This window comes from Yersinia enterocolitica, from assembly GCA_002082245.2.
GTDB lineage: Bacteria > Pseudomonadota > Gammaproteobacteria > Enterobacterales > Enterobacteriaceae > Yersinia > Yersinia enterocolitica_E.
This window is the reverse complement of sequence record NBTC02000002.1, coordinates 3145230-3163525: the sequence shown is the minus strand read 5'-3', so window position 1 is coordinate 3163525 and position 18296 is coordinate 3145230. Positions and strand designations below refer to the sequence as shown.

Here is an 18296-nt window from a genome sequence, read left to right as displayed (position 1 = left end):
GGGGAATATGAAATGTGTTTACCTGATTGTTTGCCCGATGAGTTACTGCTAAGCCGCTTGATTCGTCATGTAATGGTTTCTGGTGATAATATTCCTGCATTTACAAGAAAAACCTTTGGGTCTGAACGTTCGTCTATCCACCCTTTTCTCACTGCAGGGCTGGAGAACATGGCGAATGTGTTTGGCGAAAATCCTGAAACAATCCTCTGGGAACAAACATTAGCACCGTTATTTATGTTTTTTGAGCCCGAACATGCCAAGAAACTGTGGGAATTGATGTTAGCTAATGAAGGGGCAAAAGCATTGAGGGAAAGTCAGCTCCCTTCTTTTGGGAAGGGGTCAACATTGCATCTCAAATGGTGTTCGCTTTGTGCTAAGGAAGATTTATACCGACAAGGGGTATCTTATTGGCACCGCATACATCAGATCCCCGGAATAACGGCATGCTTTATGCACGAGGTATTATTGCAAGAGGTCACCCTTGAATGTCGTCAAAGAATTTTGTTAGATCTTTTACCGTCCCCCGATTCCCCCAGCCCTAAGGTTAGTTCCGTAGAATACAAGGTAGCCATATTCAGTGCTGAATTAGTGGAAAAGCTCACCTGTAAACATCTTGGCTATAATGTATCAAAAGCATACAGATCGAAACTGGTCAAATTGAACTTGATTACAGAAAATAACTCAGTACGTCGAAAAGAGCTGATGAGAGAATTTATTACTTATTGTGAACATTATCGTTGTGTAATAAATGCTCCGTTACCAAAAAATAGTGAGGATTATCGTTACTTAACACAGTTATTAACTCAAGGAGCTAGTTATCACCCTTTTAGGCATTTACTATTTTCAAGCTGGCTATTTGAATCATTCAGTGAATTTATTAGTGCTTCAAATAATGGCATCACTAATGCTATTCCACGTCACCTTTTCCGAAATGAATCAGATGAAGCTAAATGTATAGTTTTGCTTAAGGATGGTCTGCCACTAGAGGAAATATATCGACTGACAGGAAAAAGTCGTTGTTATTTAAAACGGCTAGCAAAGATGAATGATATTTTCATTTGTTTGAAACCACGCATTTTGACATATGGTATTCAGCAACGTATTTGTCAATTAGCTTTAGCTGGATTTCATCGTAAGCGTATCGCCTTAATGCTCGGAATTAGCATTGGATCTGTTGAACAGGTCATTTCAAGTACGCCGGGGCTGGTCAAATGGCGTAAAAAGTGCCATATGGACTCAATGCGGCGGCGTTCTCGCTATATACTTGTAACGTATTTAGATTCTCATCCTACAGCAATACGTAAAGAGATAAAGCAAGCTTGTAATGCAGCATATTTTTGGCTATATCACAATGACAATGAGTGGATGAATAACATATTACCATTAGCCGTTAAATCTATGGGGCGGATAAGAACGCAGTGACGACTTATTGATGGATCTAGAGGTGATAATATTGTATTTTATAAAAGATGAGTCTATACAAAGTTTTATATTTAGGGTTTTCATTCTCAATGGTGTTAGCGAATTTAATTCTATTATTTCCATTGATGGCTATTGGCTTGTTAAACCCAATGTTACTAAAGATTTTTCATCGCTATTTACTCGTTTTGATGATGGTCATTTATGGATGTTGATGCAAAACTCGGGTGTTGGTAGCCGAGCCTTAGGAGTCTGTGATAATCCAGCATATTTTATTGATGAGATGCGTAGCGTTTTTTATGGTATCCGAGAGAATAACAAACCAAATTGTCATATACCTATTGCTTATTGTAAACGCTGTATATCTGAATCAATAAAAGAAAATGGATTTGGATATTTAAAATATAATTGGCTATATGATAATATATGTGCTGCGCATGATACCCCACTAACTTATTTATCTGCTAGACGTCGCTCCCAAAGTTTAAAAGCCCTTTTAAAAGTGTATAGAGGTGAAAAAAACACGTTAGAGTCTTATTCTAGGCAATATCTTAAAAATAGGCATCTTATTTTTAATGGTAAAAATGAGATGGAAATAATTCTCTCCGGAATAAATGAAAAAATAAGTCGGCCATACTATATAATGCCTTGTCTAATGTATTTGTTCAATAAGATATTTTCTCATTGTAAGTATGAAGACGAAAGACATAAAAACTCCATAAGTTATGGATGTTACCATGAATTAATAAAAGATATTGATCATAATGCTTTCTTAAATAACTTAGATGTTGCAATTAAAATTTTCATGATCGGGCAAGAGAAGTTAACAAATTTTTTATATTTATATAGTGAATCAGTAAATTTTAAATTTGGTTTTAATCAATGTTATTCATTTTCAGAAGTACTTCGTAAAAAGAAAGGAGCAAATTGTTCAAAATGTATTGGATATAACAGCCATAGTACATGCCCTAAAATGTTACTGATACAACGGTTTGATTTATCTGATAAATAGCTATCAAGTTAGATATAGAAGTTCTTTTACAGATAACAGATGGTAATTATATTTTTCTAAGCATGTATTTATCTGATTTTTTATTTTCCGCCATCCATGCTAGCCAACCTTGCCTATGTGCAGCTGCATCATATAGAGCATGATGCCAAGGCCGTTTATTATTATGATATTTACATACTGCGTTGTGATAAACAGTGGAGTCTATTAAACCTCTTAAATCAAGCCACATAGGACTTAAATTATTAGGGTGTCCAATGATATTAATAACAAATTTAATATCAATGATACTATCAGCGGCAAGTATTACTGCGCGCGGTAAGTTTGCAAACCAAGCCATCAACTCATTTTTAAAACATTCCTTGGATAAGAAGTGCTCAGAAGAGAAGTTAGGCAGGACATAGTTTAATGAAAAATCAGAAAGATATTTTCTATCAACACCATGAATTTGTTTGTAAAAGTGCTTCTCCCAATTTTCTGTTATCATCCCCAAACTAAGCAGCTTAGGATCTTCTTCATTGGAATATTCTGTATCTATAAATACTCTCATTTTACCCCTATCCTTTATAATATAAATTTATTATGGATCATAATGTGGCTTAACTTTATGGGAGATATAACTCTGTTTTATCAGAATTATTTTTTATTACCAGTTTAGTTTCCATCCCATTAGCCGTGAAGTCATAAACAATAATCTCCGGATGATGAAGGTCATATGCCTGTCCAATAAATATAGATGCTGCATTAGATGCACAGACAAGAAGATGGATTCTTTCTGCATTATATTTTGATTTTAGTTGATGAAATATAGTTTGCAACTTAGCACTAAAACTCATTCCATCCTGTGGGTGTGGGATGGCACCATTTCCTAAAAATTCTGGCTTTGCATCTATATTTATAATATTTACCTTAAATTTCTCACTGAGCTGTATCGCTTTTTCTTCAATAGCTTTGGTTTTTGCAGTAAAGTTTATACAGATAATAAAGTCGCTGTTTGATTCTAGTGACTCCATACCAATTATGTTATAAAAATCTCTGACAGGCATATTTTTTGGCCACATCCAACAATTACCATCTCGATATCTTAGCATGGGTATATATTGGCCTTTATTACCTAAAATAGCACCTAACCCAATTAACGCTGGTGTTGGCCCAAATGCAAATAGTGCTGCTTTATACCCATGATGTTTTGTCTGCTGAATTATTTTTTCGGCCTCATCTTTTATTATTTGAGTAATCATCTGGCCAAAAAGTTGAGGATTTGAACGCAATAACCCCTCACAGTCAGAAAGATGGTTTAATTGTCCTTTCATGCAGAGTTTGAGGAATGAGAGACTTGAGGCTATTTCCCTTGATTCAGGTGATGCCACAACATTTGAGTTTACGGGCCATAAAATAGAATACACGGGAATTGGTTGGTAGCACAAGCCATCGAGAAGATGGGATACTTCTAACATGAAATTTTTACGTATAATCGATAGCTTTTCTGCAGTGTAATCACAAGCAGCTACTCTATCTATAAGTCTGTGATGTTTGTCGCAAAGAAGTAGTATATTTTCAGGCTCATCTGATAGTAACGATGAAAGTAGCGGAATACCTCGCTCGCCTTGTTCAGATGCGGCAACATTGTGTGCTAAATATGAAAAATTTCCGACTTGACCACTTAACATATCAATATTTAATTGCTCCCCACATCCCGGGAACATGCACCGACTGTGGCTATCACACATTACCTTCCGAATAGTTTCAGCACTAAATTTTTTACCTCTTCCTTTTACTAATCGTTCTGAATCGATACGATTGAAAAATTCTACAACTTGTGTTTTCGTTAGCTTGGAAGATTGTCCATAAGTGCATTGCCAAACATTCTGTATACATGCTAATGATTTTAAGTGTTCTTGAGTAATGCTATTTCCTTGCCAAACTCTAAGGATAATGTTTTTTCCATTTTCACTAAAAGATTCAATGATATTAATACTATCAATTATATTTAGGTTAAAACGCATAGATGATAAAACTTCATCTTTTTTCAATAAAAGAATTATAAGATTATTATTGTTTTGATCGGTTAGTAATCCGACATCATCCCATATTATATGTTTTTTTATTAAGCAAATAAATTCTGAGACTATAGACGCTTTATCAATAGGATCATTTATTGCTTGATTAAGAAAGTCCATATCATTATTTTTCATTTATCACAATCCTGTGTGTCTTTATTAAGATATGTTTTAACAAAAAATTTCCCCTGTAAATGAAAAAGAGCTATTTTCTGTGTACCTACGATGATAAAGAAAAGTTGACGATCTTTATTGCGTTCGATACAAGCTTTCCAGTCATAGTAATCAATATTTGAAGGATGAGGATCCGGTTGAGGATGGGTATGCCATGTCCCCAAATATATGAGCTTTCCCCCAGTTTGCTGAAACGCATCATCTACATTCTTCTGATGGCCTGAATCTTTTAATACAAAACTGAAGCGAGTTTGTATATCGTTTGGTTTTGGTTCCGTAACGTCTTCTATCCAATAAGTCTCACTACCATGATCTTTATTACCAATGAGTACTCCGAATGATTCATATGAGTTATCCTCTATTTGGCTATGGTGGCTCCAAATATCATTAACCTTATGTGAGATACACAATTCAAATTCGGGAGTGGTAAATATGAGTTCATTATTTTTCATTGCAGATATCGCACTCATTGTTGTAAAGCGGAGTGATCTCTAGTGAACGATTAAATACATTATAACGTTCAGTGAGGTTAAAGCCATTTTGGAGTGCTTCTGTGGCATCTCCTTTCCAGCTCACCTTTGATGAATGTTGCACTCGCTTCAATAAGTATTTGATCGCTAAATCAGCCGCGATGAGTGCCGTTTGTGTTGAGGTAATATAGGTATATGGCAGAAAAGTATCACCACAACCAGCATGGTTTCTTGTGATATCTTGATTTTTTTCAAGAAAATTTAGATTTGATGCTAATCCACGTGAAAGATCCATAGGATCAACATAGGCACAATGTAGGCACCCTTGAGTATACGAGATATCTAATATTGCATGACCCCCAACCCCATAGCCTTCAACCCAAGTATTAATTACAGCAGAGGTTATTTTGTTCTTTAGAAGAAAGTCATGAAATAATCTTTCATGTGTTGGGGCTCCAATTGCGATGACAATAATATCAAATTTTTCAAGGAAACGTTCATTGCGTAATTCTAGTAATGATTTGTTAAAGTTTTTAACACGTAACCAAGGATATTTATTTGTAAGATGCAAATTTAAGGAGATAGTTTTTAGGTGTGAAACATAATTTAAAGATAATATATGCCGATAAATATTATCCATTGAAAATTTGTCTGGGTCACTAAGAGTTATTTCACCAACACCTGAAGCTGCAAGCTTATCTGCTATTTCTCCGCCCACAGAACCACAACCAATTAGCAAAACTTTTTTGTTTTGTAATTCCTGATTAGCTCCACTACGAGGCATGAGTCGCTCTTTATTAAAAAGTGAAACGGCGACTGCTTTGAGTGTCCAAGAAGTGAGCTCTGGTTCTGACAATGGAAGTCGTTTTTTGCCCTGAGATGAATTTTTTCGCGCAAAGTGAATTCCAAACCATGTCTTTCCGGAAGGTGTTTGTGCGTTAAAAATGACCCAGAACTCTCTTTCTCGCCATTGTGTAATATTCTGGCTCAATAGTGTATAGGTTTCTGAGGACAATGATGCTAACAAGTTTAAATACCATGCCCCCAGTTCTTCCTTACTCCGAGGTGCTGGATCTACATTTGTCAGCGGTATTACATATCCTCGTCCACTTGAGCGCTCCCTACTGTTGAGCTGTCTGGCGATAGGAGAGAATACGTAATCCTCTGTCCAGTTGAAGGGAATACCAAAATAGTAAGTTGCCAGGCCCATATGAGCTTTAGGCTGAGGTTTTAGTATTTTTAGTTCTTCGACTTCTCCGCGTTCTGAGAGGCATAGGAAATGATCATCAGCACTCTCAACAATATTATACCAACCGGCCTGAAATTCTCGAATAAGTTCATATTTATTCCACTCAGGATCCTGAATAAGTTGAGTTAAGAGTTTAGTGTATCTGGTTAGAGATTCTTCGAAAGCAAGCTCTGGGCGATCATAATTCACAGATACCGAGTCTGGCACGTTGACACAAATAGTAGCCAGATCAAATTGTTCATGAACTGTAGTATGGGCTAATCTACCGTATTGAGAGGATGATTCTAGGATAAAATCGGGTAACTCAGTTAGTTCATTAATACATAAATGCAGCAATGAAAGATTATGTTCGGCAACTCTAATATTAATTCTTAGGGCATCAGCATTATTTGGGCCAAAAGAAACTGCGGATACTTCATATCCGCATGCAGTTAAGTGCTCAAGTATGTATGAATAGTTCATGCGCCTTGGGATGTTCCGACTGCTCCTGCTGAAGAAAATATAGTTTTCCCACTTGATGCTGAAGAATTAGATGACGAGCATGTCGGGAAATCCTCACCAAAAGTCTTAATAAGCTTTTCACACTGTTTCGATTCGTTATCTTCATCAATCACTTGCTGAAGAGTAGAATTAAGGGAATAAAACTTGTTTCTTAGTTGAGTGGCAGTGCTTGTACTGCTATTTTTGAAAATATCCCGATATGGATTCACCGGCAGTGTTACATGCACAGTATAGGTATCGATAGACTTGTACTTGAAGTATCCGCCGGTATTCAAGATTGACGAAATAGTGGCGCTAAGCGCTGTAATATCATCAGCAAAACCTTCATCATTAATCTTCGGTTTGAAATGTTGTTTGAGCATCACAGTTAAACCAATAGAAAAGACCTTCCGAGCAACATCTTCACTGAAATTTTCATTTCTCCAGCGTTTAACATACCGCACAAGGCGGCGGAACTGTGCAAGTTTTTCCGATTTGTAGTTGTCATAGATATCTGAGTTATTAACCCAATGTATCAATTCCTTCGGTGCTGAGCGTGACCACTCCTTGTTATCCTCACTTGAGTTCAGTTTCCCGACCGCAAGTTCATATTCACCGTTTTGATATTTCCGATAAATAGGAATATCGATATGTAAGTCTTCAGTTTTGTAATCAGCGGTGACACAGGGTTTTTTAATCTTAGCGTTTTTAAAACCACGTTTTTCAAGAATCTCTAGAACAACACGTTTGGGAATGATTGGATCATTGGGGGAGTCATCAGCATCAATAACTATGGCACGATCAATGTCAAAATCTTGCCCCTGCTGTTTAATTGTCGTCCACGTTTCTAGAGAACCTTGGATGAAATCTTCAATGACAGGATAGCCATTTTCTTTAAACACGTCTTTAATCTTGGCTGTTATGCTGTCATCTTTCGCGCGGGCATTCGCATAGGCTACATCTTTTCTACCTAACCGAATTTTATCGTCGAATGCTCTGAACTTACTCTGAATACTCATCCTGCTCTCCAAATTAACCATACGTATACAGAGGATATTTGGTGAAGGAAGTCTTTTTTCAAGGTAAGGATAAGAAATTTTTTCAATTTACTTCTGATTGTGAATTTTTATTTCTAGATACTCATCCTCCTCTATCTCTCTCATGCAATGAACAGGCGGTGAAGTGCCCACTTTATTATGAATGCAGTAATGGCGCGCACATCATGATGTCGGCTAAAGGTTCAATAAGCTAACAATATGATATAAATGTAATATATGATGAATTTCCGGCGTATAAAATTACCCGGTTTATCGGCTGCCCATGTAGGAGAGGATGATGGAACCGGAACTGTGCCATGAGATGGTCAGAATTCAGGCTGTTGCTGAGGCTATAATCAGGATTGCAAAAGATTTTGGTTCAAAACTCCCTGTCGATGAAATAGAGCTGGATCGTATGTATTATGAAGATAGTGAGGAAGTGTCCAGTCAGTGGCGACTGCCTGTTCATCGTGACTGGATTGAACTTGACTGGTGGCAGTTACGTAGAAGTCAGGCTAACCGTATTGATGTCACTATCCGGTGTCGCAGATTCTTATGTGGGCTGATGTTGGCGAGGCGATCGAGAAATCGTTTCTGCATCACGCTTCGTTACCTTGAAGGTAATCCTGCCAAGCACCCTCTTTCCGGGTATGTGCTTCCCATCGCACTGATTGTCGCGGAAAGTTTTGCGGATGCCTACAAGATCCGGCAGGTTTGTGTGAGTAGGCCAGAGAAAAGCCTAATTCCTGTTTATGTTTCCCATGGATATGAACTCAGTGCTACAGATAAAGAGCGACAGAAACGGAATTCTCAACCTCGGGCTAAACTCATATCTAAGACACTTAGCCAATAGCGTAGTGAGTGTTTTTTAATCAGGTATGTTAGAATATACAGAGATGAATATGAGGAGGCTTAGATGAGCACTAGAAAACCGACAGCTGCTAAACGCCCTGCACGGTCTTCCTCTGTCCGGAGCCGAGCCAAGGAGATTATCAGCAATGATACAATCAAATCTGAATATAACGATGTTCTGTATTTCGCGATTCAGTTTAATAAACGTCAGTACCGGACTAACGGTCAGCCTCTTTCAGACGTAGTGATAAAGACAGTCGAAACTGCATTAAAAAATTTTATTCTGGCTGGACAGGCGCGGAACATTCCTCCTCGCGTTCTTAAACGGATGGTCGCTCTATCAGGCCGCAAAGACCGTAGTTATCGTGACTGGAAACCTGATGCAGCTCTTGAACAGAGGCACAGCTTAATGGCTGGCGCCACCCGGAAAGTTAGGGCAGGCTAAGCCAACTGGTTCGTCTTCTGGTGGATTTTTCTGTACAAGTAACCATAGGCCAAATTATGCGCAAATGAAATCATGAACTTGACAAATGAAACGGCGCCTAATGTACATTTATAGTCTTTGTTATTCAAACCCCTTATAATATTTTTTCGGGAATATTATAAGGGGTTTGGTACAGAATGTTGACCTTTATTCAATCTAGAAATACCTCATCATTCACATTATATGCATGTCAGAATAGATCTGATGCTATATCTAGAGCTGAAGTAATATATATAGTGATAGCACCTCTAAGATGAAATAAATGTACTAGTTGAAAAGTTTTTCTCATCCCTTTGGCTATACTGATATATTTTTAATACATAGATTTTAATACAAAATAAAGAATCTAATGTACAAAATTAGAACCTATTGACAATAGAAGGAACTATTCATGCTTATTAACTTTATTTTGCCATATTTTTTGGCTTGCTATGCTGCGGCTTATAGTGTGCAGCAGGCACTTGAGGGATTAGGCTTTGCAAGCTCAAATTTTATAGTCTATGACAGTGTTGGCAATGCAATTAGCAGTTATTGGTCAGTATCTGAGGCTGTTTTACCTGTTACCTTATTCTTAATTTTCATACTTACTTGTATTTTTATATGTATGCTGGTCTGTGGTTGGTTATTGGGTAAACGTTACGGACTTTTTCTTATTTTCACCATTATTATATTTCCTGGTTTACTTTCTCTATTTGGTATATTCCCCAATTTTAACTGGCTTCCTAATTCATTTGTTATCTCAGGAACTGGTTATCTAGGTGGGGAAGTAGGATTGATCATTTTATTACTTATGGGTTTCTTAGTTGGATGGTGTTTTATAATTTTGTTAAACGATATTTTTGATCTAAGAGAAAATTTTCGCCAGTATTACGATATTATGCTTTTATTGACAGCCCTTGTCTCAGGGGTGTTCTGGGTTGCTGACTCAGCAAACAATGCAATTATTTCTCAACAAAATGAAGTAAATCAAAATGCGCGTAACGCAAGTGGCTATCTTTTAGCACAGGTTAATAAATATTATGAATGGTGTCGTGCGAATACTCTTGTTACTGAGTCTTGTCAATGGTCTTCTCGTGTTCAAGAAAAATTGAATGAACTAGCAAGTATGTCGTCAACTCAATTCAGTATTGATGGGCCAGATGATACATCTTCATTATATTTAACTAGTAATAGTAAAAATGGAGAAAATGAAAAATTATTAGTACGCAAACAAATAGCATCTTATAATGCTGAAATGTGTCCTGAAAAAAATATTAATAGTCGAATTGCTATTATGCATTTGCCAACAGAACTATGCCAAGAAACACCGGTTAACTATTGTTTTTCGTTTCCTAATATGGAGTCAATTACTTATCTCAGTACTAGAACTGCACTATCAAGTGAATGTGTTATTCCAACTTTGGTAACATATACAAAAATGCAAAAAAAAATGAGCGAGCAACTTTCAGATGCAGCTTTTCATAAACACTATCGTTGGATATGGTTTATTTTTTTAGCTTTTATTATTGGTGGTAAGGTGGCTAATATAATTGTCAAAATTATGAATATCGATACTAGAAGTAAAGAAGAAAAAAATAGATTAAAGAAATTTTTATTTAATTTTATTACTGCTTTGAAAAGTGTTATTTGCTACACATTAATAAAAGGACGAACTGTTTTGTTGCTTTCATATGAAAAATATTTAAAGTTATTAGATTAGTGAATAATATTTGATGTGCACGCATTTTTTAATATGTAAAGAATAAAGAGCTTATGGTGTATAAAAGGAATAATGTGACCTGTGTCACTGAAATAGCAGTTGTTAAATGGATTTATTATTAGATAGTCGACTAGTTTGTGAGATATCTTGAAAATTACTGATAGATATCATTTTTAAATGTTTTCACTGTATTATTAGACTGTACAGAAATTATTCATTTGATAGGATCCGATTAATGAGCATTCTCTCCATCCAAGGTGTTAGAAGTTACGCTACTGATCATTCCACTAATTTTGATTTGAGTAAATATGTTACATTAATATATGGGCAAAATGGTTCCGGAAAATCAACAGTATCTGGTTATTTCTATCAACCAGATCATAGAAAATATCGCGACTGTAGTGTCAATCCACCACTAGATATGAAGTACTTAGTATTTAATCAAGAATACATTGAAGAAACCTTCCATTTAAGCAATACCCAGCCAGGTATATTTACTCTTAGTAGTGAGAATGCCGACATACAAGCAGCCATTGATCTAAATGAAAAAAATGTCAGTGATAGAACTATTCAGCGTGAGCAAAATGAAGCAAAACTTGTTGATAAAATAGCTATGATATCGACAATTAAAAATGAGTGCGCTAAACAGATTTTTGATCGCTCAGCGGAGATTAGAAAAAGCAATCTTAGCTCACTCATGGTTGGTGCCAAACAACGAGATAGCTTGTATGAGAAGGTAATCAACCATCAAAAAAGCGTAGAGACCACTACTTCAGAGCTCATAAAAGAACTTGATAAATTAAATATGAGCAAGGGTAATTCACTCCAGACGTTTTCGATAGGAGAGCTACCGAAGATAGATTATAAGGAGTTAGTTTTACTTAGTACCCCGCTTATTCCTATCGGTGACAGTCAACTTTCAAGTGCGATTCAGCAATTGGGTAATATTGATTGGGTAAGCCAAGGGAAAACTTACCTTACAGGAGATATATGTCCCTTCTGTCAGAGTCAGGTAGATGGTGCGCATTTGAGATCCGAAATTGAGGCATTATTTGACGCCTCTTACTCTTCAAGTATTAGTTTATTAAATGAACTTTCACAGCGCTATGGTTTATGGAAGAATGAACTCAATCAAATCCGTATTTTTTTGAATGACTGTGAACTTGTGGATGAACATAGTAGTAGTCATATGCAATTGGTTGGGTTGGAGCAAATTTATGAAAGAAATGAGCGAAAAATAGCAAATAAATTAGTGTCACCTTCTTCAGATGAAACTCCGGAAGATGTTACACAACATATTAATTTGTTATTAGATACTATTTCATCAATTAATGAAGAAATAGTAGAGAATAATAGAAAAGCGGAAAATTTCGTACAAGAACAACAGAATTTTACGATTAAGTTGTTTAGCCATATAAAGAAAATATCCGAAAATGAAATAAATAGCCAAAACAAGCAACTTCACGAGCTCCAGATGGAAATAGAGAGGTTGAACATAGAAATAACTCAATTAGATATCGAAATTTCTGCATTTCAAAAAGATAGCACTGAAAAAGCAAGATCAGTATCCAATATTGACACCACTATATTAAATATTAATAATATGTTGGTTACATTGGGAATTACTAGTTTCACTATTACTCGATGTGAATCGGGGGGAGAAATGTATCGTCTTTCCCGTGGAAGACAAGAAAATCAAGATGATGACAATATTTTTCGTAGCCTTAGTGAGGGGGAGAAAACACTAATTGCATTTCTATATTTCCTTGAGAAATGTCGAGGAAAAGATCGAAGAGATGATATAGATACTCGAGATAAACTTATAGTTATTGATGATCCAATTTCTAGTCTGTCAAATAACTATATTTTTGAAATCGCTTCACTTATCCAACATAATATTATTAAAACAAAATTAGCTAAAAAGATAATAATATTAACTCATAATTTATTCTTCTTTCAAGAAATGATCCTTTCCTCCGGTGTTCGTGCAAGCGAAGATTCCCCACGGAATTGGGGGCTTTTACGAATATCCAAGAATGAATCTAGTGTCGTTAATTCGATAAGTCGCCATGATATCCTCAATGACTATCAAGCATTGTGGTATTCATTAAGAGAGGCCAAAGAAAGTAAAAATAATACAATAATTGTTCCTAACACGATGCGCCAGATTTTGGAATATTATTTCAGCTTCTCCTGTAAAAATGAAACCCTCTACAGGGCACTAGATGACTTAGCAAAAAAACACGGTGTCCATGGATTCAACAGTTTTTATCGTTACATCAATAGAAACTCTCATGCAGATGGTCGGAACATAAATCATCTAGAAGGTATTTCTATCGATCACTATATGCAGCTTTTTGAGGATATATTCCGTCGTACTGACGATTATGGCCATTTCGAAGCAATGATGGGAATCAAAACACAAGAAGAAGTAAAAGGTTAATTTTATACTTATAATATGGATAGTGATTCCTACTGTCCATATTATTACTCATCTCTTGTGTGTTACCACCGGCGGGCATAGTCAATTAACGATTCGGCTGTGAGCGCATGTGCATGCACACGTCTTCCCAACGACCAAAACGAAAACGTTGATACTGGCGAACCAGCACGGTTTTCTGTTTCATGACGTCTCTCCTTTACAGTACCGACAAACTGCGGCAAGTCCCTGCACACTGTGTACAAGCGAGACGACAGGTTTGGGATAGAGAACGCCCGGGGTGGTAACTAGGATATTATATTCGCTTATATATTTTAGGGCAACTTAGTTTCATGCTTATGCAATAAGCTAATTTAACCAAGTAAGAAGATTGTAACTATGTGAGAAATGATGCTTAACACGAAATCAACTATGGAGAGTTTACATGCAAAAGTTAGTGTACAAACTTTATTTTTATTAGTGTACAAACTTTATTTTTGCTACACAGGCGGTTGTTCTGGAATAATAAAGTTTGTACACCAAGCTATAGTTAGTCCATCAAGTGGGCTTGTTGCAAATAATGAGCGTCGGTGATTTTACTGATAGATGAGCGGGATAATTAAGCTAAAACCGCCTCAATATGAAAGAGCCGATTCATAAAGGCGGATCTTTCCCGCACTCGATACTCAGGTTCGTCACGGCGTAGCCAAATATCAAATTGACCTTTATTCAGTCGTCGCAATGTTTCAACTCCCTGAAGCGTTGACCCGGCAAGGTTTGGCCGTTTGAAGCCCCCGCCCGCTTTGACTAATTTTTTGATGGGGGCATATTCAATAAACCAACGGTAAATGGTAGAGCGGTGAACGGAAACCCCACGCTCTGCCAGCATATCGCTGACATTGGCATAACTCATCGGGGTTGAGCCGTACCACCGTAAGCACCACAGAATGATCTCGGGTGCAAAATGTTTTCATTTGAAATCGCTAGGGGGCCATGTGGGTTCACTGAAGAAGGGATGAATAGCCTCAGCTTTCATGGTCACTCCATTTTTTGCAACAAGCCCGTCTGAGCGTGGTGAATTATATCACTTACGTGCGACGCAAAAAATCAGCAATGAAACCCTGCAAAAATTGTTGCATGATTTAGATTTGCTGGAAGCGTTATTGATTGAGAAGGAAAGTTAATTTTTCTTCGGTCGGTCATCTTAAGTGATCCGGCTCCTCTCATATTTGGCAGGCAGTTAATATGGCTCTGCTGCGTCTTAATACAACACAACCTTTTCTTGTTATACATGCAACCATCCGCCAGTGTTGGGGCACCTCCTTGTTAATAAAACATCAAATCATTGGTTCTTATTAATATTATTAAACCTGAATAAGATGGGTTCACTAATTGTTCGGGGCTGTCTGATGCATCATAGGTAATGAAACTGCCGATCAGTGTCGAATCTAGCAATATAGATACGGTAGTTTATCGTTACTCACCTGATTCCGTGGGGGGGGGGGTAGGAAACTAACACTAAAAAATTTTCGTCACTCTACAATATCAAACGAGATTTAGGCAATATTGATTAAATCGCGAGGTTATGTGACGGTTTTTTTACTCGGCTGAGTATAATAAATTGCGTAATTTTTTTTGGACGAAATCACTAAAAACATCCTCGAGTCATGGGTTCACGCGGGCATACGCACTACCACAAACGTTCAGGATTATTGCGTGGATTAATATCCTGTTTCAGTTACTGTTTCCTTTGAGTTTGGCATTTTCACCTGCGGTTGTCGCGTCTTCTTCGTATACTTCGCAAGTCAATACGGTTACAGAGTCTTATATTTTGCAGACCGGTAAAAACATTAATACTGTCGCCAAGTTAGGGGATGAAATTGATGTTTCCGGTAAGCTGCCTTCGTTATCCATTAGTGATGAAAGTTATTCACATGCTGATATTCACATAAATAATAAGCTGGCCGGTTATGCCCAGACCGGTGCTGTCGCATTATCTAATGGCAATGCAGTAAAATCTGGTGAGCGCATGCTCAACTCAGCTGCCAACAATGAATTAAACAACTCCACGCAGCAGTTGCTGAGCCAGTTTGGTACCGCCCGGGTACAAATGAATGTTAATGAAGATTTTAAGCTGGATGGCAGTATGGTCGATGTACTGGTTCCACTTTATGATAATCAGAAATCCCTACTTTTTACCCAATTGGGTGCCCGAAATAAAGACGATCGTAACACCGTTAACGTTGGTGCTGGAGTGCGTACTTTCCAGAATAGCTGGATGTATGGGGCTAATGCGTTTTTTGATAATGATGTTACAGGCAAAAACCGGCGGGTTGGGGTAGGCGCAGAGGCTTGGACCGACTACCTGAAGTTCTCGGGTAACAGTTACTTCGGTACCACCGATTGGCATCATTCACGGGATTTTGCTGACTATAAAGAACGGCCTGCCAACGGCTATGATGTGCGGGCAGAAACTTATTTACCCTCTCATCCCCAACTTGGCGGCAAGGTCATGTATGAAAAATACCGTGGTGATGATGTGGCCTTGTTTGGCAAAGATAACCGCCAGAAAAACCCCTATGCTATTACTGCGGGTGTAAATTACACCCCTATACCATTAGTGACTATTGGGGCTGAACATCGCGCCGGTAAAGGCAGTAAAAACGACAGCAACATTAACTTCCAGCTAAATTACCGACTGGGTGAATCTTGGCAATCTCATATCAGTCCATCAGCCGTGGCAGCAACGCGCACTTTGGCGGGTAGTCGTTATGATTTAGTCGAGCGTAACAACAATATTGTGCTGAATTATCAGGAACAGAAGGTGATACAGCTGATCCTTCCGGCTATGATAAGCGGTGAGGGGGGGACAAGCGTTCCATTGAGTGCAGAGGTATCCACCCGACATGGCCTTGAGCGTATTGAGTGGGACAGTTCTGCCTTGATAGCGGCAGGAGGTTCTCTCACACCGGTATCTGCGCACGCTGTTGTAGTAGGATTACCCTCGCATCGGCTAACGCGGAGTGGTAGTAATGCCCACACGTTAAGTGCAGTGGCTCATGACATCCAAGGTAATGTGTCATTACGTGCGACAGTGCAGATCACTGTTATGCCTAGTACTGTTGCAGCAGTGAACCTGACGGCGACTGCCGATAATGAGGTTGCCAATGGCATTGCCACCAATGCGGTGAAAGCGATAGTGATGGATGCGGGCAATAACCTTGTACCGGGCCAGGTGGTGACATTTACCGCCAGCAACGGGGCGAACGTGACGACGGTGATTGGTACTACTGGCGTGGACGGGGTTGCTACGGCGACACTGACCAATATGAAGAGTGGAATAAGCGCGGTCACCGCCACGGTGAACGGCAGTAGTCAGACGGTCGACACCACTTTTGTGGCGAACAGCAGCACAGCGGAAATCACTGCAGCCAACCTGACGGCGACTGCCAATAATGAGGTTGCCAATGGCATTGCCACCAATGCGGTGAAAGCGATAGTGACGGATGCGGGTAACAACCTTGTACCGGGCCAGGTGGTGACATTTACCGCCAGCAACGGGGCGAAAGTGACGACGGTAATTGGTACTACTGGCGTGGACGGGATTGCTACGGCAACACTGACTAATACTGACTCGGGGATTAGTGTGGTCACCGCCACGGTGAACGGCAGCAGCCAGACGGTGGACACTACCTTTGTGGCGGACGGCAGCACCGCAAAAATCACCGCAGCCAAGGTGACTGCCGATAGAAGGGTGGCCAACGGCACGGCCACCAATGCGGTGGTAGTGATAGTGACGGATGCCGGTAACAATCCTGTCGCAGGCCAGGTGGTGGCATTTACCGCCAGCAACGGGGCGAAAGTGACGGCAGTCATTGGTACTACTGGCGTGGACGGGGTTGCCACGGCGACACTGACCAATATGAAGAGTGGAATAAGCGCGGTCACCGCCACGGTGAACGGCAGTAGTCAGACGGTCGACACCACTTTTGTGGCGGACGGCAGCACAGCGGAAATCACCGCAGCTAACCTAACGGCGACTACTGATAACGAGGTCGCCAATGGCAGAGCCACCAATGCGGTGAAAGCGATAGTGACGGATGCGGGTAACAACCTTGTACCGGGCCAGGTGGTGACATTTACTGCCAGCAACGGGGCGAACGTGACGACGGTGATTGGTACTACTGGCGTGGACGGGGTTGCTACGGCGACACTGACTAATACTGCGCCGGGTGTCAGTGTGGTCACCGCCACGGTGAACGGCAGCAACCAGACGGTCAGCACCACCTTTGTGGAGGATTCGATGTTTACCGGAATAGCCGTTAACGGCCATGTGTTCACTGTAAACGATGAATTTCCAAAAACAGGTTTTACCGCGGCTACCTTCATACTAAATATGAACAGAAATGCGAGCGACTTCACCTGGAGTTCCAACCAGCCAGGGGCTGTAAACGTCAATGGTGGCGGTCAAGTGAAGCTCAACAGCAAACCTACGGGGCCAGTGACCATTACGGCGACACCCAAGGATGGAGGCAGTCCACTAAGCTACACATTTGCTGTGCAGAAATGGTTTATACATAACGGTAGCACAATGGCTGTTTGGTCAGATGCTGTGGAATTCTGTAGTCTACAGCTGGCGTCTCAGCCATCACGCACTGACTTGAGTTCTACCAACTACTCATTTGGTACCCGTTTGGTGGGTTCATTGTTCGATGAATGGGGGCGAATGGATAACTACACTGGTTCCGGTTTTATCGGCACCCTCTACTGGACGGGCGACACTCCTGACCCCAGCACTGGTTACCACTACCTTGGCGACTCGATCGCGGGCGTTACCAATAGCTACAGTGACGCCGATATTCCTAGGCATGTAATGTGTCGTCGATAGAGTTTTGAGTTTTTAAATTTGGTTTTGCTTTTCTGGTATTCCCCCGCGTTTAGTGG

The 18296-nt window shown here is 39.3% G+C and carries 12 protein-coding genes and 1 pseudogene; 7 read left to right on the top strand and 6 right to left on the bottom strand.

Annotated features, from left to right (window positions below; all coding sequences use genetic code 11):
* The first annotated feature begins 12 nt into the window (after positions 1-12).
* A complete protein-coding gene (locus A6J66_016020) occupies positions 13-1422 on the top strand; it encodes a hypothetical protein (GenBank protein PNM25550.1) in 1410 nt (469 codons plus the stop codon).
* 10 nt (positions 1423-1432) lie between these two features.
* Positions 1433-2431 carry a hypothetical protein gene (locus A6J66_016015; GenBank protein PNM25549.1) on the top strand — a complete coding sequence of 333 codons (999 nt, stop codon included), beginning with the start codon at positions 1433-1435 and terminating at the stop codon, positions 2429-2431.
* Between the two features lie 46 nt (positions 2432-2477).
* Here the strand turns inward: A6J66_016015 and A6J66_016010 are convergent, their stop codons facing one another.
* From A6J66_016010 to A6J66_015990, 5 genes are read right to left on the bottom strand one after another with little or no spacing between them, the layout of a single operon-like run.
* On the bottom strand, positions 2478-2978 hold the full coding sequence (locus tag A6J66_016010; protein ID PNM25548.1) for a hypothetical protein: 501 nt from the start codon (positions 2976-2978) through the stop codon (positions 2478-2480).
* A gap of 55 nt (positions 2979-3033) precedes the next feature.
* Positions 3034-4623: an HNH endonuclease gene (locus tag A6J66_016005; protein PNM25547.1), complete on the bottom strand. Its 1590-nt coding sequence runs from the start codon at positions 4621-4623 to the stop codon at positions 3034-3036.
* Positions 4620-5114, bottom strand: coding sequence for a hypothetical protein (locus tag A6J66_016000; protein PNM25546.1), 495 nt, complete (start codon positions 5112-5114; stop codon positions 4620-4622). The genes A6J66_016005 and A6J66_016000 overlap by 4 nt, the downstream gene beginning before the upstream one ends.
* On the bottom strand, positions 5104-6843 hold the full coding sequence (locus A6J66_015995) for a thiamine biosynthesis protein ThiF (protein PNM25545.1): 1740 nt from the start codon (positions 6841-6843) through the stop codon (positions 5104-5106). Before A6J66_015995 ends, A6J66_016000 begins: the two co-directional genes overlap by 11 nt.
* Complete coding sequence (locus A6J66_015990; protein PNM25544.1) at positions 6840-7880, bottom strand: nucleotidyltransferase; 1041 nt, start codon at positions 7878-7880, stop codon at positions 6840-6842. The genes A6J66_015995 and A6J66_015990 overlap by 4 nt, the downstream gene beginning before the upstream one ends.
* A 316-nt stretch (positions 7881-8196) precedes the next feature.
* Between A6J66_015990 and A6J66_015985 the strand changes: the two genes are divergently transcribed.
* The 4 genes from A6J66_015985 to A6J66_015970 all read left to right on the top strand — a co-directional run bounded on the left by A6J66_015985 (position 8197) and on the right by A6J66_015970 (position 13376).
* A complete protein-coding gene (locus A6J66_015985; GenBank protein ID PNM25543.1) occupies positions 8197-8751 on the top strand; it encodes a hypothetical protein in 555 nt (184 codons plus the stop codon).
* A 63-nt stretch (positions 8752-8814) separates the two neighbouring features.
* Positions 8815-9195: a hypothetical protein gene (locus tag A6J66_015980; protein ID PNM25542.1), complete on the top strand. Its 381-nt coding sequence runs from the start codon at positions 8815-8817 to the stop codon at positions 9193-9195.
* Between the two features lie 430 nt (positions 9196-9625).
* Positions 9626-10933, top strand: coding sequence for a hypothetical protein (locus tag A6J66_015975; protein PNM25541.1), 1308 nt, complete (start codon positions 9626-9628; stop codon positions 10931-10933).
* Between the two features lie 235 nt (positions 10934-11168).
* Entirely contained in the window at positions 11169-13376 is a 2208-nt protein-coding gene (locus A6J66_015970) for a hypothetical protein (GenBank protein PNM25540.1), read from the top strand.
* A 595-nt stretch (positions 13377-13971) separates the two neighbouring features.
* Here A6J66_015970 and A6J66_015965 read toward each other — a convergent pair.
* Positions 13972-14388: pseudogene (locus A6J66_015965) on the bottom strand (hypothetical protein).
* Between the two features lie 585 nt (positions 14389-14973).
* Here A6J66_015965 and A6J66_015960 point away from each other — a divergent pair.
* Positions 14974-18240, top strand: coding sequence for a hypothetical protein (locus A6J66_015960; GenBank protein ID PNM25539.1), 3267 nt, complete (start codon positions 14974-14976; stop codon positions 18238-18240).
* Positions 18241-18296: the final 56 nt, after the last annotated feature.

Coding starts and splice junctions, on each gene's coding strand:
- A6J66_016020 (PNM25550.1), top strand. CDS start 13: ATGTGTTTACCTGATTGTTTGCCCGATGAGTTACTGCTAAGCCGCTTG.
- A6J66_016015 (PNM25549.1), top strand. CDS start 1,433: ATGGATCTAGAGGTGATAATATTGTATTTTATAAAAGATGAGTCTATA.
- A6J66_016010 (PNM25548.1), bottom strand. CDS start 2,978: ATGAGAGTATTTATAGATACAGAATATTCCAATGAAGAAGATCCTAAG.
- A6J66_016005 (PNM25547.1), bottom strand. CDS start 4,623: ATGAAAAATAATGATATGGACTTTCTTAATCAAGCAATAAATGATCCT.
- A6J66_016000 (PNM25546.1), bottom strand. CDS start 5,114: ATGAAAAATAATGAACTCATATTTACCACTCCCGAATTTGAATTGTGT.
- A6J66_015995 (PNM25545.1), bottom strand. CDS start 6,843: ATGAACTATTCATACATACTTGAGCACTTAACTGCATGCGGATATGAA.
- A6J66_015990 (PNM25544.1), bottom strand. CDS start 7,880: ATGAGTATTCAGAGTAAGTTCAGAGCATTCGACGATAAAATTCGGTTA.
- A6J66_015985 (PNM25543.1), top strand. CDS start 8,197: ATGGAACCGGAACTGTGCCATGAGATGGTCAGAATTCAGGCTGTTGCT.
- A6J66_015980 (PNM25542.1), top strand. CDS start 8,815: ATGAGCACTAGAAAACCGACAGCTGCTAAACGCCCTGCACGGTCTTCC.
- A6J66_015975 (PNM25541.1), top strand. CDS start 9,626: ATGCTTATTAACTTTATTTTGCCATATTTTTTGGCTTGCTATGCTGCG.
- A6J66_015970 (PNM25540.1), top strand. CDS start 11,169: ATGAGCATTCTCTCCATCCAAGGTGTTAGAAGTTACGCTACTGATCAT.